The 24,101-nt window shown below is 69.2% G+C and carries 19 protein-coding genes and 1 pseudogene; 9 read left to right on the plus strand and 11 right to left on the minus strand.

Annotation, left to right across the window (positions count from 1 at the left end; genetic code table 11):
• From MTAB308_RS27975 to panB, 3 genes are all read right to left on the minus strand, one after another.
• Positions 1 to 1,500, minus strand: a complete 1,500-nt coding sequence (locus MTAB308_RS27975) for a CYTH and CHAD domain-containing protein (RefSeq protein WP_077104116.1) — start codon at positions 1,498 to 1,500, stop codon at positions 1 to 3.
• Positions 1,501 to 1,581: 81 nt separating this feature from the next.
• Positions 1,582 to 2,748: a cellulase family glycosylhydrolase gene (locus tag MTAB308_RS27980; protein ID WP_077104118.1), complete on the minus strand. Its 1,167-nt coding sequence runs from the start codon at positions 2,746 to 2,748 to the stop codon at positions 1,582 to 1,584.
• Between the two features lie 200 nt (positions 2,749 to 2,948).
• Positions 2,949 to 3,794, minus strand: a complete 846-nt coding sequence (gene panB / locus MTAB308_RS27985; protein WP_077104902.1) for a 3-methyl-2-oxobutanoate hydroxymethyltransferase — start codon at positions 3,792 to 3,794, stop codon at positions 2,949 to 2,951.
• Positions 3,795 to 3,987: 193 nt separating this feature from the next.
• On the opposite strand from panB, the gene MTAB308_RS27990 reads away from it, so the two are divergent.
• Together MTAB308_RS27990 and MTAB308_RS27995 are read left to right on the plus strand one after the other, a co-directional pair.
• Positions 3,988 to 5,319 carry a WS/DGAT/MGAT family O-acyltransferase gene (locus tag MTAB308_RS27990; protein WP_425436363.1) on the plus strand — a complete coding sequence of 444 codons (1,332 nt, stop codon included), beginning with the start codon at positions 3,988 to 3,990 and terminating at the stop codon, positions 5,317 to 5,319.
• Between the two features lie 51 nt (positions 5,320 to 5,370).
• Positions 5,371 to 6,933: an alpha/beta hydrolase gene (locus MTAB308_RS27995; RefSeq protein ID WP_108637421.1), complete on the plus strand. Its 1,563-nt coding sequence runs from the start codon at positions 5,371 to 5,373 to the stop codon at positions 6,931 to 6,933.
• A 54-nt stretch (positions 6,934 to 6,987) separates the two neighbouring features.
• Here the strand turns inward: MTAB308_RS27995 and MTAB308_RS28000 are convergent, their stop codons facing one another.
• Complete coding sequence (locus MTAB308_RS28000; protein WP_077099686.1) at positions 6,988 to 8,256, minus strand: IS30 family transposase; 1,269 nt, start codon at positions 8,254 to 8,256, stop codon at positions 6,988 to 6,990.
• A 156-nt stretch (positions 8,257 to 8,412) separates the two neighbouring features.
• Here MTAB308_RS28000 and MTAB308_RS28005 point away from each other — a divergent pair, with 156 nt between their 5' ends.
• From MTAB308_RS28005 to MTAB308_RS28030, 6 genes are all read left to right on the plus strand, one after another.
• Positions 8,413 to 9,975, plus strand: a complete 1,563-nt coding sequence (locus MTAB308_RS28005; RefSeq protein ID WP_108637484.1) for an alpha/beta hydrolase — start codon at positions 8,413 to 8,415, stop codon at positions 9,973 to 9,975.
• A 77-nt stretch (positions 9,976 to 10,052) separates the two neighbouring features.
• A complete protein-coding gene (gene glnA, locus MTAB308_RS28010; RefSeq protein WP_077104125.1) occupies positions 10,053 to 11,393 on the plus strand; it encodes a type I glutamate--ammonia ligase in 1,341 nt (446 codons plus the stop codon).
• Between the two features lie 51 nt (positions 11,394 to 11,444).
• The gene (locus MTAB308_RS28015; protein WP_077104127.1) at positions 11,445 to 14,429 is read left to right on the plus strand and encodes a bifunctional [glutamine synthetase] adenylyltransferase/[glutamine synthetase]-adenylyl-L-tyrosine phosphorylase; all 2,985 of its coding nucleotides are present in this window, start codon (positions 11,445 to 11,447) and stop codon (positions 14,427 to 14,429) included.
• Complete coding sequence (locus MTAB308_RS28020) at positions 14,426 to 15,073, plus strand: PaaI family thioesterase (RefSeq protein WP_083746681.1); 648 nt, start codon at positions 14,426 to 14,428, stop codon at positions 15,071 to 15,073. The genes MTAB308_RS28015 and MTAB308_RS28020 overlap by 4 nt, the downstream gene beginning before the upstream one ends.
• Positions 15,070 to 15,930: a TIGR03619 family F420-dependent LLM class oxidoreductase gene (locus tag MTAB308_RS28025; protein WP_077104131.1), complete on the plus strand. Its 861-nt coding sequence runs from the start codon at positions 15,070 to 15,072 to the stop codon at positions 15,928 to 15,930. The genes MTAB308_RS28020 and MTAB308_RS28025 overlap by 4 nt, the downstream gene beginning before the upstream one ends.
• A 9-nt stretch (positions 15,931 to 15,939) precedes the next feature.
• Complete coding sequence (locus MTAB308_RS28030; RefSeq protein WP_077104133.1) at positions 15,940 to 16,158, plus strand: hypothetical protein; 219 nt, start codon at positions 15,940 to 15,942, stop codon at positions 16,156 to 16,158.
• A 21-nt stretch (positions 16,159 to 16,179) separates the two neighbouring features.
• Here the strand turns inward: MTAB308_RS28030 and MTAB308_RS28035 are convergent, their stop codons facing one another.
• Entirely contained in the window at positions 16,180 to 16,416 is a 237-nt protein-coding gene (locus MTAB308_RS28035) for a hypothetical protein (protein WP_077104135.1), read from the minus strand.
• Between the two features lie 200 nt (positions 16,417 to 16,616).
• Complete coding sequence (glnA, locus tag MTAB308_RS28040) at positions 16,617 to 18,053, minus strand: type I glutamate--ammonia ligase (RefSeq protein ID WP_077104137.1); 1,437 nt, start codon at positions 18,051 to 18,053, stop codon at positions 16,617 to 16,619.
• 203 nt (positions 18,054 to 18,256) lie between these two features.
• Here glnA (MTAB308_RS28040) and MTAB308_RS28045 point away from each other — a divergent pair, with 203 nt between their 5' ends.
• Positions 18,257 to 18,688, plus strand: coding sequence for an RDD family protein (locus MTAB308_RS28045; RefSeq protein ID WP_077104139.1), 432 nt, complete (start codon positions 18,257 to 18,259; stop codon positions 18,686 to 18,688).
• Between the two features lie 194 nt (positions 18,689 to 18,882).
• On the opposite strand, the gene MTAB308_RS28050 is transcribed toward MTAB308_RS28045, so the two are convergent.
• The 5 genes and pseudogenes from MTAB308_RS28050 to sucB form a co-directional block, all read right to left on the minus strand.
• Positions 18,883 to 19,635: a DUF4191 domain-containing protein gene (locus MTAB308_RS28050; protein WP_077104141.1), complete on the minus strand. Its 753-nt coding sequence runs from the start codon at positions 19,633 to 19,635 to the stop codon at positions 18,883 to 18,885.
• 27 nt (positions 19,636 to 19,662) lie between these two features.
• Positions 19,663 to 20,589, minus strand: coding sequence for a lipoyl synthase (gene lipA, locus MTAB308_RS28055; RefSeq protein WP_077104143.1), 927 nt, complete (start codon positions 20,587 to 20,589; stop codon positions 19,663 to 19,665).
• Positions 20,586 to 21,284 (minus strand): lipoyl(octanoyl) transferase LipB, encoded by a 699-nt coding sequence (lipB, locus tag MTAB308_RS28060; protein ID WP_077104145.1) that lies wholly within the window; start codon positions 21,282 to 21,284, stop codon positions 20,586 to 20,588. The genes lipA and lipB overlap by 4 nt, the downstream gene beginning before the upstream one ends.
• A 48-nt stretch (positions 21,285 to 21,332) precedes the next feature.
• Positions 21,333 to 22,244: a TIGR01777 family oxidoreductase gene (locus tag MTAB308_RS28065; protein ID WP_077104147.1), complete on the minus strand. Its 912-nt coding sequence runs from the start codon at positions 22,242 to 22,244 to the stop codon at positions 21,333 to 21,335.
• A gap of 15 nt (positions 22,245 to 22,259) precedes the next feature.
• Positions 22,260 to 23,985 (minus strand): annotated as a pseudogene (sucB, locus tag MTAB308_RS28070) (2-oxoglutarate dehydrogenase, E2 component, dihydrolipoamide succinyltransferase).
• Positions 23,986 to 24,101: the final 116 nt, after the last annotated feature.

A 24,101-nucleotide genomic window follows, 5' to 3' on the forward strand; every position in this document is an offset into this window, starting at 1 on the left:
TCAGCGCACCGCCTTGGCGAGCTTGCGCAACGCCTCGTCGAGCTGTTGGCGGCACCGCTCGGCCAGGTCGGCCTCCTGCTGATACAGCAGACCGTAGGTGAAGGTGTCCTCGCCGGCGGTGTGCGCGGCCTCGGCCTGGTGCGCCAGGTGTTCGCGGCTGACCACGCTGTCCTGGTGGTCACCCAGCAGCGTCTGGATGACCTTCGCCTGCTCGGACACCCGCACGGCGCCGGTGGCCGCCGCGGTGTAGCGAAGCCGCTTGGCGCGCTTGCGAATTCGGTGCAGCGCGAGGTCCAGTTCGGCTTCTGCCCCCGGTTCCACCGCGGCCGCCGCCTTCGCGGCCTTGCGCACCTTTTGGTAGGCCGCCTCCAGGGTCACCGGCGCCCCCTCGTCGCCCGCGGTGGCGGCGGGGATTTCGGCGACCCACGCGTCGAGGGCGTCGAGCAGGCGAAAGTATCGCTGCGAGCGCATCGCGATCAGCGACCGCCGCAGCCCGGTCTGGTAGCGGCGACGGGCCCCCTCCACGAGGCGTTCGCGGATGCGGCCCCGCACCAGCTCCGGCGGCAGCTTGTCCAGCGCCTGCTGGTAGCGCTCGGCGAGCACCTCGGCGTCGCGGGCCACGCCGAGCACGTTGGCGAGTTCGCGCAATTCGTCCTGAATCCAGGCGATGTCGGAGGATTCGGACGCGTCCTGCGAGTCGGCCAGCAGGCTGCGGATCTTCCGGATGGTCACCCGCATCTGGTGCACGGCGTCGTCGGCGTCGGCGCGCACCGCGCGATCCCACACGAGCAGCTCGGCGACCTGCTCGGCCACGGCCCGGTGTACCGGGTCGGCCGGCCGTTGCGCCTCGTCCGGGCGCGCCGTTTCACCGAGCACGCGGGCCAGCTTGGAGCCGTGACCGGCGGGCGCCGCACCGGCGTCGAGCAGCCGATTGCTCAGCCGGCCCAACAGCTCGGTGTCGGCCGCCGCGTTGTTCTCCACCAGCTCGAGTTCCCACTCGCGCCATTCCTGTTCGGCGGGTGGTGCTTCGGGGTTGCCGGCCGCCCACGCGGTGACGTGGTCGTTGCTGAACTCCGCGAGCGCCGCCCCGTCCGCGCCGTACAGCACCTGGGTTTCGCGTTCGGTGCTGATGCGCGCGACGGGTACGAGCGGCCGTTCGCGGACGATCGCCAGCACGACGTCCCGCAACTCGCCGGGCACGTCCTGCTCCGATGCTTCCAGCGGCGCGCGCACCTCGGTGCGGGCGTCGGGGCCGGCCGGCAGCTTCAAATGCCAGCCCGCGTCGTGACCGCCGGTGCGACGCCGCAGGGTGATCTTGTTGCGGGCCAGGTCATGCGTCGGGGTGTCGAAGTACGTCGCGTCCAGCGATTCGACCGGCGACTTGTCGACATGATCGACGGCGGCGATGCCTTCGAACGACGGCGATACCGTGGACTCAACGACGTCGAACTTGCGCTCCACCTCGAGATGGCGCGAGGTTTTGGGCGCTTTCACGGGCATTCTCGACTCCATTGAGGCGGGAGGATGGGCACCCATAGGGTGCCACATCGGGGGGCGCGCTCAGGCGGCCCGTTCCCCTCCTCAGGGGGTGAGGTGCATCGCCAGGCCGGCGAGCTGACGGATCGTTTGGCTTTCGCTCTCCCGGTAGGGCCGCCCGTCGGGGCCGAGGAGGTCGTGGAACCAGACCTCCGGAGGCGCCGGGTAGGGGCGTTCCCACGAGTCCCAGGGGAAGTAGGTCTGCGTCTTCCCGGCGACCAGTCCCCAGTTGATCGCACCGACGTTATGCGCCTTGGCAATTGGCAGGACGCCCTCCACGGTGCTGCCCAGGGACCGGGCCAGGTACTCGGTGCACAGGATCGGCCGTCCCTGCGGGGCGAGCTCCGCGATGCGCGCCTCGAAGTCGGCGGGCTCGCCGTAGCTATGGAACGTGATGACGTCGGAGTTGTCGAGCTGAATGCCGCGGATGGCGCCGCGCAGATCGGTGTCCTCTTCGGGTTCGCCGTCCCACACGCCGCTTGTCAACGGTTGGCGGGGGTCGACCGAGCGCGCCCAAGCGAACACCTGGGGAAGCAGATCGGCGACGAGGTTCGCCTTGTCCGCCCTCTCGACCGAGCGGTAGTAGCGGGAGGGATTGTCGGGCTCGTTCCACAGGTCCCAGCCCAAAACCCGGTCGTCATCGCGGAATTGGGTCAGCACCGACGTGACGTAGCGGCGCAGGACGCGGACGTAGCCGCCGTCGCCCAGGCGTTCGGCGCCCGGACTTTGCACCCAGCCGGAGTTGTGCACGCCCGGCCTGGGTTCGCGCTGCCTGCCCGCGTGCGGGAACGGATCCCAGCAGGAGTCGAACAGGACGAACAACGGTTTGATGCCGTGCCGCGCGGCGATGTCGACGAGCTGGGCGAGGCGGACTTGGAATCCCCGGGGATCCTGGGTCCAGAGCTGATCGTGCAAGAAGACCCGGATCGTGTTGAACCCGTGCAGCTGCGCCCAGCCCAGCTCGGTGTCGATGCGTCCCGGGTCGTAGGTGTCGGCCTGAAACATCTCGAGTTGATTGATGGCGTTTGACGTCACGAAGTTCGCGCCGACGAGCCAGTCCTGCGCCTGATACCAGCGGTTGGCGCGGTCGGGGGACCAACGGCTTGAATCCGGCGCGCCGACGGGAGGTTGCGCGGCGGCGCGAGGTGCTCGGGCCAGGGCGGTGCTTCCCGCCAGTAGCAGCGGCAACTTCAGGACCGTTCGGCGGTGCACGAAGCCACCACGAGTGCCGACTATGTGTTCAACCCCCCGCCCGCGGAGCCGTGATTTGTGTCTAGAAGAAATCGTACGCTCTTTGTCAGACAAGGGATTTCAGCAAAACCTTGTCTGGACAGGATCGACTTTTACGCGGGCAGAAGCCCCTGACCGTCAGCCTTTGGCGAACCTCCAGGGGCTCCTTCGTGCGGCGCCGATCAGAAGCAGTGCTCGTCGGCGGGAAAGACGCCGCCGGCCACTTCCTCCGCGTATTGCACTGCGGCCCGGTGCAACTCGCCGCCGATGTCGGCGAACCGCTTGACGAAGCGGGCGGGCTTGCCGCCGCTCAGGCCGGCCATGTCCTGCCAGACCAGGACCTGGGCGTCGCAGTTGGGACCGGCTCCGATCCCGATGGTCGGGATGGTGAGCTTGCCGGTGATCTGGGTGGCCAGTTCGGCCGGCACCATCTCCATCACGACCGAGAACGCGCCGGCCTCGGCGACGGCGATCGCGTCGTGCACGGTCTGTTCGGCGGCGTCGCCGCGACCCTGCACCCGGAACCCGCCGAGGCTGTTCACGCTCTGCGGGGTGAAGCCGATGTGTGCCATCACCGGGATGCCGGCCGCGGTCAGGCAGGCGATCTGGTCGGCCACCCGCTCACCGCCCTCGAGCTTGACGGCGTGCGCGCCGCCCTCCTTCAGGAACCGGGTGGCGGCGGCCAGCGCGGCCGCCGGACCCGCTTCGTAGCTGCCGAACGGTAGATCGGCGACGACCATCGCGTGCTGGGCCCCGCGCGCCACGCCGCGGACCAGCGGGATGAGTTCGTCGATCGACACCGGCACCGTGGTGTCGTAGCCGTAAACGACGTTGGCGGCCGAATCACCGACCAACAGCACCGGGATGCCGGCGTCGTCGAAGATCCTGGCGGTCGAATAGTCGTAGGCCGTGAGCATGGCCCACTTGTGGCCCTCGGCCTTCATTTTCTGCAGGTGGTGGGTGCGAATCTTGGCCGGCGTCTTGGTGGGCGCGGGCGAGTTTGCACCGTAAATGTTCTGCTCAGACATCATTGTCCCTGGTAGTGGTCTGGTCGATCCTCGTGGCCGTTGAGGTCCCCGGGTTCGTCGGACTCCACACATTCTGCCATCTGTTCAGGGCGATTGCACCGCCGGTGTGGTGTGAGTCATACCATTGGCGGCCATGCAGCGGCTCAGCGGACTCGACGCCAGTTTCCTCTACCTGGAGACCCCCTCGCAGCCCATGCATGTTTGCTCGATCATGGACCTGGACACCTCGACGATGCCGGGTGGCTACACCTTCGACCGGCTGCGCGACGCGTTGTCCCTGCGCCTCAAGGCGATGCCGCAGTTCCGCGAAAAGCTCGCCAACAACCCGCTGAACCTCGATCACCCGGTGTGGGTGGACGACGAGCACTTCGACGTCGACCGCCACCTGCACCGCATCGGATTGCCGCCGCCGGGCGGCCGCAGCGAGTTGTCGGAGATCTGCGGCCACATCGCGTCGCTGCCGCTGGACCGGGGGCGGCCATTGTGGGAGATGTGGGTCATCGAAGGGGTGGCGGGCACCGATTGCCACGAGGACGGTCGCGTGGCGGTGATGACCAAGGTGCACCACTCCGGGGTGGACGGGGTCACCGGCGCCAACCTGATGTCGCAGCTGTGCGCCACCGAAGCCGACGCGCCCGCGCCGGATCCGGTGGCGGGCGTCGGCGGCGGCAGCGGGTGGCAGATCGCGGCGGGCGGGTTGGTCCGGTTCGCCAGGCGCCCACTGCAGCTGGCCAACGTCCTGCCCCAAACCGTGTCCTCGGTGGTCGCGACGGTTCGCAAGGCCATCGAGGGCCAGGCGATGGCGCGTCCGTTTGCCGCGCCGCGCACCGCCTTCAACGCCAGCATTACCGGCCGCCGCAACATCGCCTACGCGCAGTTGGACCTCGAGGACGTCAAGAAGGTGAAGAACCACTTCGGCGTCAAGGTCAACGACGTGGTGATGGCCCTGGTGTCCGGGGTGCTGCGGCAGTACCTGGCCGAGCGCGCGGCCCTGCCCGAATCGCCGCTGGTGGCGTCGGTGCCGGTGTCGGTGCACGGCAAGAGCGATCGGCCCGGCCGCAACCAGGTTTCGGCCATGTTCTCCAGCCTGCACACCGACATCGCCGATCCGGTCGAGCGCCTGAAGGCCATCGCGGAAGCGAATTCGGTTGCCAAGCAACATAGTTCGGCCATCGGGGCCTCCCTGCTGCAGGACTGGTCGCAGTTCGCCGCCCCCGCGGTGTTCGGCATCGCGATGCGGCTGTACGCCAGTTCCCGGTTGACCGAGAGCGCGCCGGTGCACAACCTGGTGGTCTCCAACGTCCCGGGCCCGCAGGTGCCGCTGTACCTGCTGGGGTGTGAGGTCAAGGCGATGTATCCGCTGGGGCCGATCTTCCACGGTTCGGGGCTCAACATCACGGTGATGTCGCTGAGCGGGAAGCTGGACGTCGGGCTGATCTCGTGCCCGGAGTTGCTGCCGGACCTGTGGGAGATGGCCGACGACTTCGCGGTGGTGATGGAAGAACTGCTCAGCGCCGCCGGTTAGTCAGGGGCACCAACCGCTCATCAGAATCTCAGGTTGGCTCTGGCAGCATAGGTGAGCATGAGAGTGTCCCGCCGCGACAGGATCGCGCGCACGCTGCTGATCTGGACGGCGATCGTTGCCGTGGCGCTTACGGTCGCAGGCTGCCTCCGCGTGGTCAACGGTCGCGCCCTCATGAAGGCGCCCAAGCTGGGCCAGGCGGTCGAATGGACCCCCTGCCGCTCGTCCAACCCCAAGGCCAAGATCCCCAGCGGCGCGATGTGCGGCAGGCTCGCCGTGCCCGTCGACTACGACCACCTCGACGGCGACGTCGCGACCCTGGCAATGATTCGGTTTCCCGCGACCGGCGACAAGATCGGCTCGCTGGTGATCAATCCGGGCGGGCCGGGCGAGTCCGGCATCGAGGCCGCGTTGAGCGTCGTGCAGTCGCTGCCCAAGCGCATCCGGGAGCGCTTCGACCTGGTCGGCTTCGACCCGCGCGGGGTCGGCTCGTCGCGGCCGGCGATCTGGTGCAACTCGGATGCCGACAACGACCGGCTGCGTACCGAGCCGAACGTCGACTACAGCCCCGCCGGGGTGGCCCACATGGAGGACGAGACCAAGGAGTTCGTCGCCCGTTGCGTCGACAAGATGGGCAAGAACTTCCTGGCCAATGCCGGGACCGTCAACGTCGCGCGCGACCTGGACGCCATCCGCGCCGCGCTGGGTGACGACAAGCTGACCTATCTCGGCTACTCCTACGGCACCCGGATCGGCTCGGCCTACGCCGAGGCCTATCCCACCAAGGTGCGGGCGATGATCCTCGACGGCGCCGTCGACCCCAACGCCGACCAGGTCGAGGCGGATCTGCGCCAGGCCAAGGGATTTCAGGACGCGTTCAACGACTACGCGACGGACTGCGCCAAGCAGCCGACCTGCCCGCTGGGCACCGACCCGGCCAAGGCCGTCGCCGTCTACCACAGCCTGGTCGACCCGATGGTCGACCCGAACAACACGATGGTGGGCAGGCCGATCCCGACGAAGGACCCGCGCGGGCTGAGCTATGCCGACGCCATCGTGGGCACCATCATGGCGCTGTACTCGCCGTCGCTGTGGCACCACCTGACCGACGGCCTGTCCGAGCTGGTGGACCACCGCGGGGACACGATGCTGGCGCTGGCCGACATGTACATGCGCCGCGACCCGCACGGCCACTACACCAACGCCACCGACGCGCGGGTGGCGATCAATTGCGTTGACCAGCCACCGATTACGGACCGCGCCAAGGTCATCGACGAAGACCGCCGGTCGCGGGAGATCGCCCCCTTCATGAGCTACGGCCAGTTCACCGGCGACGCCCCGCTGGGCACCTGCGCGTTCTGGCCGGTGCCGCCCACCAGCAAGCCGCACGCCATCTCGGCGCCCGGCCTGGCGCCGACCGTGGTGGTGTCGACCACGCACGATCCGGCGACGCCCTACAAGGCCGGCGTCGACCTGGCGAACGAGCTGCGCGGGTCCCTGCTGACCTTCAACGGGACCCAGCACACGGTGGTGTTCCAGGGCGACAGCTGCATCGACGACTACGTGACGGAGTACCTGCTCGGCGGCGACCCGCCCCCGAGCGGCGCCAAGTGCTAGCCGGCCGCTGGCGGCGCCGAGCGTGCGCTGGTTGCGAGATTCCGGCCGGCGCTTTCAGGCGATGGATGCAACAGTGGGTGGTTTGGTCGGGTTGGACAGTAGTTCGTCGAGGGCTTCGGCGGGGGTTTTCCAGTCCAGTGTTTGGCGTGGCCGATTGTTGAGTTTGGCCGCGACGTAGTCCAGATAGTCGGCCGGAAACACCGACAGGTCAGTGCCTTTAGCAAACCACTGGCGCAGTAGCCCGTTGGTGTTTTCGTTGCTGCCGCGCTGCCACGGGGAGTGCGGATCACAAAAGTAGATATCCAAGTCGGTGGCTGCGGCGATGGCGATGTGGTTGGCCATTTCCTTGCCTTGGTCCCAGGTCAACGTGCGGCGCAGCATCGCCGGCAGCTGGGCCATCTTGGCCACGATCGCGTCCTGGACGGCCAGCGCGCCGTGGTTGTCGGGCAGGTGCAACAGCATGACGAATCGGGTGCTGCGCTCGACGAGGGTGCCGATCGCCGAGCCCGATTCGGTGCTGCCCAACATGAGGTCGCCTTCCCAGTGGCCAGGCACCGCGCGGTCGGCCACCTCCGGTGGACGCTCGCTGATGTTGACCATGTTGGGGATACGACCCCGGCGCTCACCGGGGATGCTGCGCGGTTTGCGCAACGCCCGCCCGGTGCGCAGGCAGCGGTGGATATCGCGGCGCAAGTGGCCGCGGCCTTGCACGTAAATCGCCTGATAGATGGCTTCGTGTGACACCCACATCTCCGCATCGTCAGGAAAATCCCGCCGCAGCCCCACCGCGATCTGGCCGGGACTATGGAAGTCGTCTAACCGAGTCTGCACCTCCTGACGCAATCGGTCATTTGCCGCCAGCGTGCTCTGCTTGGGACGCCGGGCACGTTCATCGGAGCGTGCTTGGGCCCTGAGGGCCCGATACTGAACGTGCGCGGTTTTGCCGCTCTGGCGCGCCCCGAAGGCTTCCTTGCGCCGATAACCGGATTTGCGCCCGTCGTAGCTGTTGTCCACCCCGTTGGCGTCGATCTCGCGTTTGATCGTCGACGCCGGCCGGCCCAGCCGGTTGCCGATCGAGTGCAACGATTCGTTCGTCCTGACACCAATTTCGATCTCGACCCGGTCTTCGAAGGTCAGCCTCGGCCGCGGGCCAACGCTTTTCGGTTCACATAGCCGTGGTTTCACGCCGCCAGCATCAGCAAACCAGCCATAGCCAGAACGTTCCGACACGCCGACGGCGACACCGGCCTCCGCGGCACTACAGCCATTACCGATGTGAGCCCAGAACTGACGGACAACAAACCTCAACGGCGGACGCGGCACAGCAACACTCCTCAATCAGATGTGTTGCATCCATCCCTTGAAGCTAAGGCCGGATATTCGCGCTGAGTGCACGTTCGGCGAACGGGTGGCGACACGCGGAGGCGAGACCAAGGCGTGACCATTCCGCGCTGTGACGGGTATCCGCGGCTGCAAATATTGACAGCCATGTCGCGCCGCAGACCGTTGAGCTCGGCGCTGCTGTCGTTCGGATTGTTGCTTGCGGGTTCGCAGTTGCCGGTGGCCGGCGCGACTCCCGAGCCCGGTGCGGGTCAAACGCCGAGCCCGGCCCCGCCGGCCGCTGCGGCGAGGCCGCAGAACTGGGGCAGCTGCAACCAATTCCTGACCGACACCAGCGACCTTCCCACCGCCCAGTGCACCACCGTCTCGGTCCCGATCGACTACGCGAATCCGGGTGGCGCGCAAGCCAAGCTGGCCGTGATCCGGGTTCCCGCGACGGGCCGGCGGATGGGATCGCTGTTCATCAACCCCGGCGGGCCGGGCGCGTCCGCGGTCGACATGGTCGCCGGCATGGCGTCGGATTTGGAAAACAGCGACATCACCCGCAATTTCGACCTGGTGGGGTTCGACCCGCGCGGGGTCGGCCACTCGACGCCGCAGTTGCGGTGCCGCAGCGACGCCGACTTCGACGCGTTCCGGCGCGACCCGATGGTCGACTACAGCCCGGCCGGCGTGGCGCACATCGAGCAGGTCTACCGGCAGCTGGCCCAGCAGTGCGCGAGCCGGATGGGCAACGGGTTCCTCGCCAACGCCGGCACCGCATCCGTCGCGCGGGACATGGACGTGGTCCGCCAAGCGCTGGGCGACGACCAGATCAACTACCTCGGGTTCAGCTACGGCACCGAGATCGGCACCGCCTACCTCGAGGGGTTCGGCAGCCACGTGCGGTCGATGGTGCTCGACGGCGCCATCGACCCGACCGTGGACCCAGTGCAGGAAAACATCAACCAAATGGCCGGATTTCAAACGGCTTTCAACGACTACGCCACCGACTGCGCCCGCTCCGCGGGCTGTCCGCTGGGCACCGATCCGGCCCAGTTCGTCAACCGCTACCACGCCCTGGTCGATCCGCTGGTCGCCAGGCCCGGCCGGACGTCGGACCCGCGCGGGCTGAGCTATGCCGACGCGACCACCGGCACCATCAACGCGCTGTACACCCCGCAGCACTGGAAGTACCTGACCAGTGGGCTGCTCGGGCTGCAGCGCGGCACCGACGCCGGTGACTTGCTGTTGCTGGCCGACGACTACGAAGGCCGGGACAAGAGCGGGCACTACACCAACGATCAGGACGCGTTCAACGGCGTGCGGTGCGTCGACGCGCCGACTCCGACCGACTCGGCGACCTGGGTGGCCGCCGACCAGAAGATGCGCCAGGTCGCCCCGTTCCTGAGCTATGGACAATTCACCGGCAACGCCCCGCGCGACCTGTGCGCGCTGTGGCCGGTGCCCGCCACCTCCCGGCCGCACGCCGCGCCGCCCGCCGCGCCCGGGAAGGTCGTCGTCGTCTCGACGACACACGACCCGGCCACCCCGTATCAGGCCGGCGTGAACCTCGCCCGCCAACTGGGCGCCCCGCTGATCACCTACGACGGCACCCAGCACACCGCGGTGTTCAACGGTGACCAATGCGTGGACACCGCGGTGGTGCGCTACTTCGTCGCCGGAGCGCTGCCGCCCGCGTCCCTGCGGTGCAGACCCTGAGGTGCCCGCAACGGTTCTGAGCGGTCTTGAACTGCAGTGGTAACACGGATTTAACAGGCGTTGCCTACTGTCGGGTCATGGATCGACAGAAGGAATTCGTCCTCCGGACGCTAGAGGAACGAGACATCCGCTTCGTTCGGCTTTGGTTCACCGACGTGCTCGGCACCCTCAAGTCCGTCGCGATCGCCCCGGCCGAACTCGAAGGGGCCTTCGAGGAGGGCATCGGCTTCGACGGCTCCTCGATCGAGGGCTTCGCGCGCGTCTCGGAATCCGACACCGTGGCGAATCCGGACCCGTCGACGTTCCAGGTGCTGCCGTGGGCCACCTCGTCCGGACATCATCACTCCGCGCGGATGTTCTGCGACATCACCATGCCCGACGGCTCGCCGTCGTGGGCGGACCCGCGGCACGTGCTGCGGCGCCAGCTACAGAAGGCCAACGACCTCGGCTTTTCCTGCTACGTGCACCCGGAGATCGAGTTCTTCCTGTTGGAGCCCGGGCCCGACGACGGGTCGCGGCCGGTGCCCATCGACAGCGCGGGCTACTTCGACCAGGCGGTGCACGATTCGGCCTCCAACTTTCGCCGGCACGCGATCGAGGCGCTGGAATTCATGGGCATCTCGGTCGAGTTCAGCCACCACGAGGGCGCTCCAGGCCAGCAGGAGATCGACCTGCGCTTCGCCGACGCGCTGTCGATGGCCGACAACGTGATGACGTTCCGCTACGTCATCAAGGAAGTCGCGATCGAAAACGGCGCGCGGGCGTCGTTCATGCCCAAGCCGTTCGCCGAGCACCCCGGCTCGGCCATGCACACCCACATGAGCCTGTTCGAGGGCGACGTCAACGCCTTCCACAGCACCGACGACCCGCTGCAGCTGTCGGACGTGGGCAAGTCGTTCATCGCCGGGATCCTCGAGCACGCCTCGGAGATCAGCGCGGTCACCAACCAATGGGTCAACTCCTACAAGCGGCTGGTGCAGGGCGGCGAGGCGCCCACCGCGGCGTCGTGGGGGGCGGCCAACCGGTCGGCACTGGTGCGGGTGCCGATGTACACGCCGCACAAGACGTCCTCGCGGCGGATCGAGGTGCGCAGCCCCGACTCGGCGTGCAACCCCTACCTGGCGTTCGCCGTGCTGCTGGCCGCCGGACTGCGCGGGGTGGAGAAGGGCTACGTGCTGGGACCGCAGGCCGAGGACAACGTCTGGGACCTCACCCCCGAGGAACGACTCACGATGGGGTACCGCGAGCTGCCCACCAGTCTCGACAGCGCGCTGCGCGCCATGGAGGCCTCCGAGCTCGTCGCGGAAACGTTGGGGGAGCACGTGTTCGACTTCTTCCTGCGCAACAAGCGCTCGGAATGGGCGAATTACCGCAGCCACGTCACGCCCTACGAGCTGAGCACCTACCTGTCGCTGTAGCTCACAGCCGGTGCCGATCGGGCTGAGAGACCGGCCGGTTGCGCTACGGTCGTGGGCGTGACCAAACCCGCGACGGAGCGCCCCCGGCTGCCGAGCGTGGGCCGGCTCGGGTTGGTCGACCCCCCTGCGGGCGACCGGCTGGCGCAGCTGGGTTGGTACGCGCGCGACGACCCGGACTACGTCGACCGGTTGTGGTCGTTGTCGCGCGCGCCGGATCCCGACGCCGCCCTGCGGATCCTGATTCGGCTGGCGGAGAACCCCGACAGCGACTGGGATGAGCTCAACGCGGCGCTGCTGACCGAGCGCGGGCTGCGCGGACGGCTGTTCGCGGTGCTCGGCTCGTCCCTGGCGCTGGGCGATCACCTGGCCGCCAATCCGCAGTCCTGGAAGCTGTTGCGCGGCAAGGCCCACCTGCCATCGCGCGAGGAGTTGCTCGCGAGGTTCACCGCGTGCGTCGACGAGGCGTTGGCCAGCCCCGGCTCCGCGCTGTCGCGCCTGCGCGTCTTCTACCGTGACCAATTGCTGGTGCTGGCGGCGCTGGATCTGGCCGCCACCGTCGAGGACGAGCCGGTGCTGCCGTTCAAGGTGGTGGCGGCGCAGTTGTCGGATTTGGCCGACGCCGCGCTGGCGGCCGCGCTGCGGGTGGCCGAGGTCGGCGTGTGCGGCAACCGGACGCCGCCGCGGCTGGCCGTCATCGCCATGGGCAAATGCGGTGCCCGCGAACTGAACTACGTCAGCGACGTCGACGTCATCTTCGTCGCCGAGCGAGCCGACGCGCAGAGCGCCCGGGTGGCCGGCGAGATGATGAAGGTGGCCTCCGAGGCCTTTTTTCAGGTGGACGCCGGCCTGCGGCCGGAGGGCCGCAGCGGTGAACTGGTGCGCACGATCGAGTCGCACGTCGCCTATTACGAGCGTTGGGCCAAGACGTGGGAGTTCCAGGCGCTGCTGAAAGCCCGGCCGGCCGCCGGCGACGCCGAGCTGGGCGAGCGCTACCTGGCCGCGCTGATGCCCATGGTCTGGATCGCCTGCGAGCGTGAGGATTTCGTCGTCGAGGTGCAGGCGATGCGGCGCCGGGTGGAGCAGCTGGTGCCCGCCGAGGTCCGCGGCCGGGAACTCAAACTCGGCAGCGGCGGGCTGCGGGACGTGGAATTCGCCGTGCAGCTGCTGCAGCTGGTGCACGGCCGCGGCGACGACTCGCTGCACGTGGCCTCCACGGTTGATGCGCTGGACGCGTTGGGCCAGGGCGGCTACATCGGACGTGAGGACGCGGCAAACCTGACCGCCTCCTATGAGTTCCTCCGGTTGCTCGAGCACCGGCTGCAGCTGCAGCGGCTCAAGCGCACCCATCTGCTGCCCGAGGCCGACGACGACGAGGCGGTGCGCTGGCTGGCGCGCGCGGCACACATCCGCCCCGACGGCCGGCACGACGCGGCGGGCGTGCTGCGGGAGGAGCTGCGGCACCAGAACGTGCGCGTCTCCGAGCTGCACGCCAAGCTCTTCTATCAGCCGCTGCTGGAGTCGATCGGGCCGGCAGGCCTGGAGATCGCGCACGGCATGACCTCCGAGGGCGCGGAGCGCCAGCTGGCCGCGCTGGGCTACGAGGGCCCGCAAACCGCGTTGAAGCACATGTCGGCGCTGGTCAACCAGAGCGGCCGCCGCGGCCGGGTGCAGTCGGTGCTGCTGCCCCGCCTGCTGAACTGGATGTCCTACGCGCCCGACCCCGACGGCGGGCTGCTGGCCTACCGGCGGCTGTCCGAGGCGCTGGCGGGGGAGACGTGGTACCTGTCCACGCTGCGGGACAAGCCCGCGGTGGCCAGGCGACTCATGCACGTCCTGGGGACCTCCGCCTATGTGCCGGGCCTGTTGATGCGCGCGCCCCGGGTGATCCAGGACTACGGCGACGGCCCGGCCGGCCCCAAACTGCTGGAGACCGAGCCCGCCACCGTGGCCCGCGCGCTGGTCGCCTCGGCGTGCCGCCACCCCGACCCGGTGCGCGCCATCGCCGCGGCGCGCACGCTGCGGCGCCGGGAGCTGGCCCGCATCGGTTCCGCCGATCTGCTCGGGTTTCTCGAGGTCACCGAGGTCTGCCGGGCGCTCACGTCGGTGTGGGTGGCCGTGCTGCAGGCCGCGTTGGACGCGTTGATCCGCGCCAACATGCCCGAGGACGGCCGGGCACCGGCGGCCATCGCGGTCATCGGCATGGGCCGGCTGGGCGGCGCGGAGCTGGGCTACGGCTCCGACGCCGACGTGATGTTCGTCTGCGAGCCGGCCCTCGGCGTCGAGGATTCGCAGGCCGTGCGGTGGGCGACGTCGATCGCCGAGCAGGTACGGGCGCTGCTGGGCACCCCTAGCGTCGACCCGCCGCTGGAGGTCGACGCCAACCTGCGACCGGAGGGCCGCAGCGGCCCGCTGGTCCGCACGCTGAGCTCGTACACCGCCTACTACGCGCAGTGGGCGCAGCCGTGGGAGATCCAGGCCCTGCTGCGCGCGCACGCGGTGGCCGGCGATGCCGAGCTGGGCCAGCGCTTCCTGCTGATGGCCGACCGGACGCGCTATCCACCCGACGGCGTGTCGGCCGAGGCCGTGCGGGAGATCCGCCGCATCAAGGCCCGCGTCGAGGCCGAGCGGTTGCCGCGGGGTGCCGACCCCAACACCCACACCAAGCTGGGGCGCGGGGGGCTGGCCGACATCGAATGGACCGTGCAGCTCATGCAGCTGCGCCACGCGCACGAAATCCCGGCGCTGCACAACACGTCGACGCTGGAATCCCTGGACGCGATCGCCGCCGCCAACCTGGTGCCGGCCGAGGACGTGGACCTGCTGCGGCAGGCCTGGCTGACGGCCACGCGGGCGCGCAACGCGCTGGTGCTGGTCCGCGGCAAGCCCACTGACCAGCTGCCGGGGCCCGGGCGGCAGCTCAACGCGGTCGCCGTTGCGGCCGGCTGGCCGACCGACGACGGCAGCGAATTCCTGGACAACTATCTTCGGGTGACGCGCCGGGCGAAAGCGGTCGTGCGCAAGGTGTTCGGGAGTTGAGTCAGGAGGCCGGCGCGTTGGATGCCACATTCGAGGTGCTCAGCGCGGCGGAGGCGGCACGGGTGACGGCCCTGTACACGCCGCTGGCCGACGCCGTCCGCGAACTCATCGACGCCACGATCCGCACCGAGGCCGACGAGGACGTCGTCGCCGGCGCGCGATCCGCGATCGAGGCCGTCACCGAGTCGTTGCGGCAACGGACGCGGCCGATGGGAGTCAGCTACCGCGTCGACAGCGGCCGCCCGCTGACGCTGGGAAACGCCGCGATCGGCCTGGGCAATCCGATCGCCCCGCCCGTCATCGTCCATCACGACGGCGGCGGCCGGTGCTGGAGCGAGTTCATCCTCGGGGCGGCCTACGAGGGCCCGCCCAAGCTGGTACACGGCGGGGTGAGCGCCCTGGTGCTCGACCACATGCTGGGCGAGGCGGCCAGCGAGGGGCTGTCCAAGCCGCGGTTCACCGGAACCATCACCGTGAAGTACCTGCGCGGCACCCCGCTGGGCCCGCTTCGGTCCGAGGCCTGGATCGAGGGCAAGGAGGGCGTGAAAGTCTTTGCCCGAGGCACCATTTCGGACGCCGCCGGCGTCACCGTGGAGGCCGAGGGCGTCTTCATCGAGCCGTCCTGGGCGCGGGAAGCGCAATGAAGTTCTACGTCAGCAGCGCCTTCCTGAACACCCGGGAGATCGTCGAGATCGCCAAGGCCGCCGACGAACTCGGCTACGACGGCATCGGCATCCCGGACCACGTCGTCAACCTGGAGACCCTGGACACGCCGTATCCGTACACCAAGGACGGGGAGCGGCGCTGGCAGCCGTTCACCGACTGGCCCGACCCGTGGGTGCTCGTCGGCGCGCTCGCACAGGTCACCACCCGGCTGCGGTTCGTCACCACCGTGTACATCCCGGCGATGCGCAACCCCTACTCGGCGGCGAAAGCCATTGGCACCGCTGCGGTTTTGGCGTCGGGGCGGGTGGAGCTCGGCATCGGCGTCGGCTGGTGCCGCGAGGAATTCGCGCTGATGGGCGAGCGGTTCGCCGCGCGCGGCAAGCGCACCGACGAGATCATCGACCTCATGCGGGCGCTGTGGCGGCCGGGCTGGACGGAATTCGAGGGCGAGTTCTACGGTGCGCCGCGGCTGGAGATGGAGCCGACGCCGCCGCCGATACCGGTGTACGTCGGCGGGCTCAGCGACGTGGCGCTGCGCCGCGCGGCCCGCAACGACGGCTGGATCGGCGACCTGATCAAGACCGATCGGGCCATCGAGGCGGTGGGCCGGCTGCGCGAACTGCGGGCCGAAAACGGGCGTTCGCTGGACGATTTCACCGTCCTGACGCCGCTGACCGACGCCTTCACCACCGCCGACTACCGGCGCGCCGAGGCGGCAGGCATCACCGGCATCATCACCATGCCGTGGATGTTCTATGCCGGGCCCGACGCCACGTTGGCCGACAAGATCGACGGCATGCAGCGCTTCCGCAAGGACCTGGCGCTCGACGGCTAAACTTTGCTCGTGGCCTTCACGGTGGTTTTCAGCAACGGCGAACCGCGGGACTACGGTGCCTTCGACAGCTACGAGGTCACCGACGCGGGGGTGCTGATCATCCAAATGCACCGCGAGGACGTCGAGCGGCACTACGTCGCTCCCGGGGGCTGGCTGGAGGTCGTCGAGATGGCCGAGGGCCAACCCGTCCGGATGACCCGCGGGATCATGGGCCGGCGACCCAATTGACCCGATTGCCCCGCCGCAGCCTCAGTAGGAACGCAACCGCGCGACGCCACCCCGCAAAAGCCCAAGCGGCTCAATGATTCCCAGCGCCCGGATGCGCCGGGCGGTGATCAGCACGAGCAGGGTGATCGCCAGCCGGCCCAGCGCGATCCGGCTTGTTCGCCTCTTCCAGGTCGACGGCTGGGAGCCCGCGCGCCGGCCGAGGCAGTAGCCGAGGCACAGGGCTGTCCCGAGCGCCGAGAGGAGCGCGAGCGCTGTCATGAGATGAGCGTCCTTTGTCGCCGTCGCGGAAAGGTCACATACCGGCTACACCTCGGCCAACACCGCGACACATAACCAGTTGCGAAGACACGCCGGGACGCCTCGCAAGGGTTTATGTTTCGGCGCGATAGCCGCCATGACGAAACCGCCCGCGCGGCAAGCGAGCCCGCGCGGGCGGCGTCGTCTAGGGCCGCGACGGCTTAGACGTCGTAGTACAGCGCGAACTCGTAGGGGTGCGGCCGGATCTGGACCGGCAAGATCTCGTTCTCACGCTTGAAGCTGATCCACGTCTCGATCAGGTCGGGCGTGAAGACGCCTCCCTCGGTGAGGTATTCGTGGTCGGCCTCCAGCCGGTCGATGACCGCGGACAGCTGGGTGGGCGCCTGCGGGATGTTCGCGGCCTCCTCGGGCGGCAGCTCGTAGAGGTCCTTGTCGACCGGCGCCTGCGGCTCGATCTTGTTCTTGATGCCGTCAAGCCCGGCCATCAGCATGGCCGAGAACGCCAGGTACGGGTTGCCCGACGAGTCGGGGCAACGGAACTCCAGCCGCTTGGCCTTCGGGTTGCTGCCGGTGATCGGGATGCGCACGCACGCCGAGCGGTTGCGCTGGCTGTACACCAGGTTGATCGGCGCCTCGAACCCGGGAACCAGGCGCTTGTAGGAGTTGACCGTGGGGTTGGTGAACGCCAGCAGCGACGGAGCGTGGTGCAACAGGCCGCCGATGTAGTGGCGCGCGGTGTCCGACAGGCCGGCGTAGCCGGTCTCGTCGTACATCAGCGGGGAGCCGTCCTTCCACAGCGACTGGTGGGTGTGCATCCCGGACCCGTTGTCGCCGAACAGCGGCTTGGGCATGAAGGTGACGGTCTTGCCGGCCTGCCACGCGGTGTTCTTGACGATGTACTTGTACAGCTGCATGTCATCGGCGGCGTGCAGCAGCGTGTTGAACTTGTAGTTGATCTCGGCCTGCCCGCCGCTGCCCACCTCGTGGTGGCCCTTCTCCAGGCTGAAGCCCGACGTGATCAGGTTGTGCAGCATCCTGCTGCGCAGGTCGACGTAGTGGTCGACGGGGGCGACGGGGAAGTACCCCCCCTTGGGGCGGACCTTGTAGCCGCGGTTGGGGCTGCCGTCGTTCTCGGTGGGCTCGCCGGTGTTCCACCAGCCGGAGATCGCGTCCACCTCGTAGAAGGAGCCGTTGGTGCGCGAGTCGAAGCTGACCGAGTCGAAGATGTAGAACTCGGCCTCGGCGCCGAAGTACGCGGTGTCGGCGACCCCGGTGCTGATCAGGTAGTTCTCCGCCTTGCGAGCGATGTTGCGCGGGTCGCGCGAGTACGGCTCGAGGGTGAACGGGTCGTGCACGAAGAAGTTCATGTTCAGCGTCTTGGCTTCGGTGAACAGGTCGATGCGCGCGGTCTGGGGGTCGGGCAGGAGCAGCATGTCGGATTCGTGGATGGACTGGAACCCGCGAATCGACGAGCCGTCGAAGGCCAGACCGTCCTCGAACACGCTCTCGTCGAAAAACGAAACCGGAATCGTGAAGTGCTGCATGATGCCTGGCAAGTCACAGAACCGGACGTCGACAAACTCGACGTTCTCGTCCTTGGCGAGTTTGAAGACGTCGTCGGGCGTCATTTCCGTCACAGAATTGCTCCTTTACTTGGTGATCCGCGGCCTGACGCTATGGAGCTGATGTTGCCCGTCAGTCAACCCGATGTTGCGCAGAGGTTACGTGACCATGCTCCCCGCAGCAGAATCCGGGTCGCCGGCGGGTTCTATTGTGGGGCCATGACCCGCAAGATCGTATCTGGTCGGCTGAACGGGCGCACTAGTTCTCGGCGGCCCCTGTGACCGAGGGTTTACCGCGGGCGCGGTCGGCCTATCCCGGCGAGAGGCTCGGCCTGCCGGAGCGCGGGCCGGGATCGCTGGCGCCGATGGGCCGCCGCCTCGCCGCGCTGATGATCGACTGGCTGATCGCCTACGGCCTGGCGGCGCTGGCCATGGCATTCGGCCTGCTTTCCCAACGGATGCTGTCGACGGCGGTGTTGGTCGTCTGGCTCGTGCTCGGCCTGGTTGCGGTGCGGCTGTTCAGTTTCACGCCGGGGCAGTTGGTGCTGGGCCTGCAGGTGGCGTCGGTCGACGGGCGGGTGCCGGTCGGGCTCGGCCGCTTGGCGGTGCGCGGGCTGCTCGTCGCGTTGGTCGTCCCTGCGCTGTTCACCGATTTCGACGGCCGCGGCATGCACGATCGCGTGAGTGGCACCGCGGTGGTCCGCCGCTGATTTGATGGCGGCGACCCGCAGCGCCCGGCTTCGCCGCGGTTGCCATCGCCGCTGAATTTGATGGCGGCGACCCGCAGCGCCCGGCTTCGCCGCGCTTGCGATCGCCGCTGAATTTGAGGGCGGCGACCCGCAGCGCCCGGCTTCGCCGCGCTTGCGATCGCCGCTGACGACAACGGCGACCCGCTAAGCGGCCGCTACCTGCGGCGCACGGTGCGCTGCACGCCGCGCATCTTGCCGGCGTTGGGCAGCGGGCCCTTCGGCATCACGGCGGCGCCGGCTCGCGACCCCAGGGCGGCCAACCGCGACTCCAGCGAGTCCATCTGTTTGACGGTGATGTTGTTCGGCAGGCGCGTGAGGTGGCGCTCCAGCTTGCCCAACGGGACCTCACCCTCGCCGTTGCCGACGACGATGTCGTAGATCGGCGCCTCGCCGACCAGCCGGGCGGTGCGCTTCTTCTCCTGTGCCAGCAGCGGTTTGACCCGGGCCGCCGATCCCTCGCCGACCAGGATGACGCCGGGCCGGCCGAGCACCCGGTGCACGGCGTCGAAGTGACCTGTCGCGGCGACGCCGGGGGTGACCCGCCACTTGCCGCGCAGGTTGTCCAGCACCCACGCCGCCGCGCCGGTTTGACCCTCGGCTTTGCTGTAAATCGAGCGCTGGGCCCGGCGGCTGAAGATGATGAACATGACCAGGGCGCCCAGCAGCACGCCGAGCGGGATGAGCGTGAGCATGGTCAACCCGCCGGCCCACACGCCGGCGGCCACCGAGACGCCGACGATCAGCACGAACGCGCCGATCATGTACGGCAGCAGCCGCTTGTCCTCCTTGCGCTGCATGTTGAACGCCTGCCACAGCTGGCCGCGGCGCTCCTTGGCGGCGGCCTTGCGGGCGGCGGCCGCCTGAGCCCGGGCGGCCTTGTTCTCGGCGGCAGTGCGGGGTTTAGCCATAGTCACTAAGGATACGTACGTGCCCGGTTACGGGACGCGGCCGGCAGCGGCTTGCGCGTAGAGCCGCCCGGCCCGGTAGGACGACCGCACCAGCGGCCCGGCCAGCACCCCCGAAAAGCCCAGCGCTTCGGCGTCCCGGGCGAATTCGTCGAACTCCTCGGGCGCCACCCACCGCTCGACCGGGTGGTGGCGCGCCGTCGGACGCAGGTATTGGGTGATCGTCACGATGTCGCAGCCGGCGTCGCGCAGGTCGGCCAGCGCGCCGCGCACCTCGTCGGGGGTTTCGCCCAACCCCAGGATCAGGTTGCTCTTGGTGACCAGGCCGGCGTCGCGGGCCGCGGTGATCACATCCAGGCTGCGCCGGTAGGTGAACGCGGGCCGGATCCGCTTGAAGATGCGCGGCACGGTTTCGACGTTGTGCGCCAACACTTCCGGGCGCGCCTCGAAGACCTCCGCCAGCCGCGAGGGCTCGCCGTTGAAGTCGGGGATCAGCAGCTCGACGCCGGTCGACGGGTTGAGTTCTTTGATGGCGCGCACCGTCTCGGCGTACAGCCAGGCCCCGCCGTCGGGCAGGTCGTCGCGGGCGACGCCGGTGACCGTCGCGTAGCGCAGCCCCATCGCCCGCACGCTGTCGGCGACCCGCCGGGGTTCGTCGCGGTCCAGGGCCGCGGGCTTGCCGGTGTCGATCTGGCAGAAGTCGCAGCGGCGGGTGCACTGGTCGCCCCCGATCAGGAAGGTGGCTTCCCGGTCCTCCCAGCATTCGAAGATGTTGGGACAACCGGCCTCCTCGCAGACCGTGTGCAGGCCCTCGCGCCGGACCAGGCCCTTGAGCTGGGTGTACTCGGGTCCCATCCGGGCCCGGACCTTGATCCACGGCGGCTTGCGCTCGATCGGCGTCTGGGCGTTGCGCACCTCCAGGCGCAGCAGTTTGCGTCCTTGGGGAGCGACAGTCACATGCCTGATGCTACGCGGGCGGCGGGCTGGTCACCGACCGGCAGCGCTCCGTCCAGCGCGTCGCACACCGCGGCCGCGACCGCCGCCCGCACCTCGTCGACCGCGACCGTGCGCCCCAATTCGGCCGACAGGGACGTCACCCCGGCGTCGCTGATGCCGCACGGGACGATCGCGGTGAACGCGCCCAGATCGCAGTCGCAGTTGAGCGCGAAGCCGTGCAACGTGGTGGCGCGCGCCACCCGCACGCCGATGGCGCCGACCTTGCGCGCGGGCCGGCCGCCGCCAGCCGGCACCCATACCCCCGACCGCCCGTCCACCCGGACGGTGTCCAGGCCCAGGTCGGCGCACACCTTCATCAGCGATTCCTCAAGGCGCCGAACGTATTTGACCACATCGAGCGGTTCGGCCAGCCCGATGACGGGGTATCCGACCAGCTGTCCGGGCCCGTGCCAGGTGATCTTGCCGCCGCGGTCGGTGTCGACGACAGCGGTTCCATCGACCGGTCGCTCGTGCGCCTCCGTGCGCCGTCCGGCCGTGTAAACCGGCGGGTGCTCCAGCAGCAGCAGCGTGTCGGGGCCGCCGGCGACCCGGGCGTCGGCCAGGTCGCGCTGTAGTTGCCAGGCGGTGCGGTACTCGACGGTCCCCAGCTGACGGACGTCGATCGCGGTCGCGCTCGACCGGATGGAAGGACTCACGTTCGTGACGGTACTCGCCCGCCGACACCACGGCCCGGCGGAGCGGCCTCAGTCGTGATCGCGCCGGGCGGTAGCAAAGGCGAGCGCTTCGCCAATGGTGTTGTGGTGGAACTGGAAACCGGCGCGCTCCAGCGCCGAGGGGATCGCGCGCTGGCCGGTGAGCAGCCCCTCCTCGGCGAACTCGCCGAGGGCGGCCCGCACCGCGAAACCGGGCAACATCAACGGGGTGGGACGGTTGACGGCCCGACCGAAGGCGGTGGTGAATTCCGCGTTGGTCACCGGCGCCGGTCCGGTCAGGTTCACCGGGCCCGACAGCGACGGGTGTGAGATTGCGAACAGCAGCGCGCGCACCTCGTCCTCGAGCGTGATCCAGGACATGTATTGGCGGCCGCTGCCCAGCCGGGCGCCCAGCCCCGTCGAAAACAGCGGCCGCAGCCGGCGCAGCGCGCCGCCCGACCGGGCCAGCACCAGGCCGGTGCGGGCCAGCACCACCCGGGTGCCCGCGTACTGGGCCGGCAGCGTGGCGGCCTCCCAGTCCTCACACAGCTGGGCCAGGAAACCCATTCCCGCCCTTGCGGTTTCGTCGACCACGCGGTCTTTGGTGTTTCCGTAGTAGCCCACCGCGCTGGCGTTGATCAGGGTTTCGACGCCGGCGTCGGCGACGGCGTTGGCCAGCACCTCGGTGGGGGCGATGCGGCTGTCGCGCAGGCTCTGCTTGAAGGCACCCGACCAGCGGCGCTGGCCGACATTGACGCCGCACAGGTTGACGACGGCGTCGACGTCGGCCAGCGCGTCGGCGTCGAAATCGCCGCTCTCCGGGTTCCAGTGCAGTTCCTCGGAGTTCGTCGGCGTCCGGCGCACGATGCGCAGCACCGGGTGGTCTGCGGCGCGCAGCGCCGCGGCCAAAGCCGAGCCGATCAGGCCGGACGAACCCGCTATCGCGATGACGGGCTTGGCCACGGTTGTCCAAGCCTCCTATAGACCAAGGTCGGCCTCGAACGCTGCCTCTTCGAGCCGGTGCTTGATCGTGGTGAGGAAACGCCCGGCATCGGCGCCGTCGATCAGCCGATGGTCATAGGTCAGCGGGAGATAGCACACCGAGCGGACGCCGATCGACTCGTTGCCGAACTCGTCCACGATCACCCGCGGCCGCTTGACGATCGCGCCGGTGCCCAGCATCGCGGCCTGCGGCGGAACCAGGATCGGGGTGTCGAACAACGCGCCCTGGCTGCCGATGTTGGTGATGGTGAAGGTGCCGCCGGACAACTCGTCGGGCTTGAGGTTGCCCGAGCGGGCGCGGTCGGCGATGTCGGCGATCGCCCTGGCTAGGCCCGCCAGCGACAGGTCGCCGGCGTTGTGGACGACGGGGGACAGCAGCCCCTGCTCGGTGTCGACGGCGAAGCCCAGGTGTTCGGCGTCGTAGTAGGTGATCTCCTTGGTGTCCTCGTTGTAGCTGGCGTTGATGTTCGGGTGGATCTTCAGGGCGTCGATCACGGCCCGGGCGATGAACGGCAGGTAGGTCAGGTTCACGCCCTCGCGCTCGGCGAACGCCGACTTGGCCCTGGCCCGCAGCCCGACGATCTTGGTCATGTCGACCTCGTGGGTCTGGGTGAGCTGGGCCGTGGCCTGCAGGGACTCGCGGGTCTTGGCCGCGGTGATCTGGCGGATCCGGCTGGCCTTCTGCGTGGTGCCACGCAGGTGCGCCAGCGCGGGCGCCGGGGCGGCCGCGGCGGCGGGAGCCGCCTTGGCCGGCTGTGCGGCGGGCGCGGCGGCGGGGGCCTGCGCGGGCGCGGGCGCCGCCTTGGCTTCTTGTCTCTTCTGGGCGGCGGCGAGTACGTCCTGCTTGCGGATGCGGCCGCCGACGCCGGTGCCCGTGACCTCGGCGAGGTCGATGTTGTTTTCGTTGGCCAGCTTTCGCACCAGCGGTGTCACGTACGGCGCGCCGTCGGTGCCCGGGCCGCCGGATTCCGCGGCGGCCGGGGCCGGGGCCGGTTGCGGTTTCGGCGCCGGCCCCGGCTTTTGGCTCCGGCTTGGGCGCGGGCGGGGCCGGCGGGGCGCTCGCACCGGATGCCTCCGCGCTCGAGCCGATCCGCGCCAACTCGCCGCCGACCGGCACGGTCGCGTCCTCCTCGGCGGTGATGCTGACGAGCACGCCGGCCACCGGGGAGGGGATTTCGGTATCCACCTTGTCGGTGGACACCTCCACCAGCGGCTCGTCGACCTGAACCGAATCGCCGACCTTCTTCAGCCAGCGGGTCACGGTGCCCTCGGCCACCGACTCGCCGAGCTCGGGCATCAGCACCGGCTTGGAGTCGCCGGAAGCGCCGGCCCCCGACTCGGCCGGGGCCGGCGCCGCGGGCTGCGGTTCGGGCTCCGGCTCGGGTTGAGCCTCGGCTCGGGGCTGCGGCTCGGGCTCGGGTTCGGGCTGGCTGGGCGCCGCGGGCTGGGCCTGGGGCTGCTCGCCCGCGTCGCCGATGACGGCGAGTTCGCCACCGACCTCGACGGTGTCGTCCTCCTGGGCGACGATCTTGGTCAGTACGCCCGCGGCCGGCGAGGGAATCTCGGTGTCGACCTTGTCGGTCGACACCTCGACGAGCGGCTCGTCGAGTTCGACCGTGTCGCCTTCCTGCTTGAGCCAGCGCGTGACCGTCCCCTCGGTGACGCTCTCACCGAGTGCCGGCATCTGGACGGAGAAGGCCATCGTTTCTGACTCCTCGATCGCTCGTGGGTCGGGGCTGGTCGTACGTCTCGCTTGGAAGAACCGAAGTAGCTATCCAAAACTATCCTGTCACTGCGCATTCCTCGGCACACATCCAG

Origin of the sequence: Mycobacterium terramassiliense, from assembly GCF_900157385.1 — a bacterium.
In the GTDB taxonomy this organism is placed as follows: Bacteria; Actinomycetota; Actinomycetes; order Mycobacteriales; family Mycobacteriaceae; genus Mycobacterium; species Mycobacterium terramassiliense.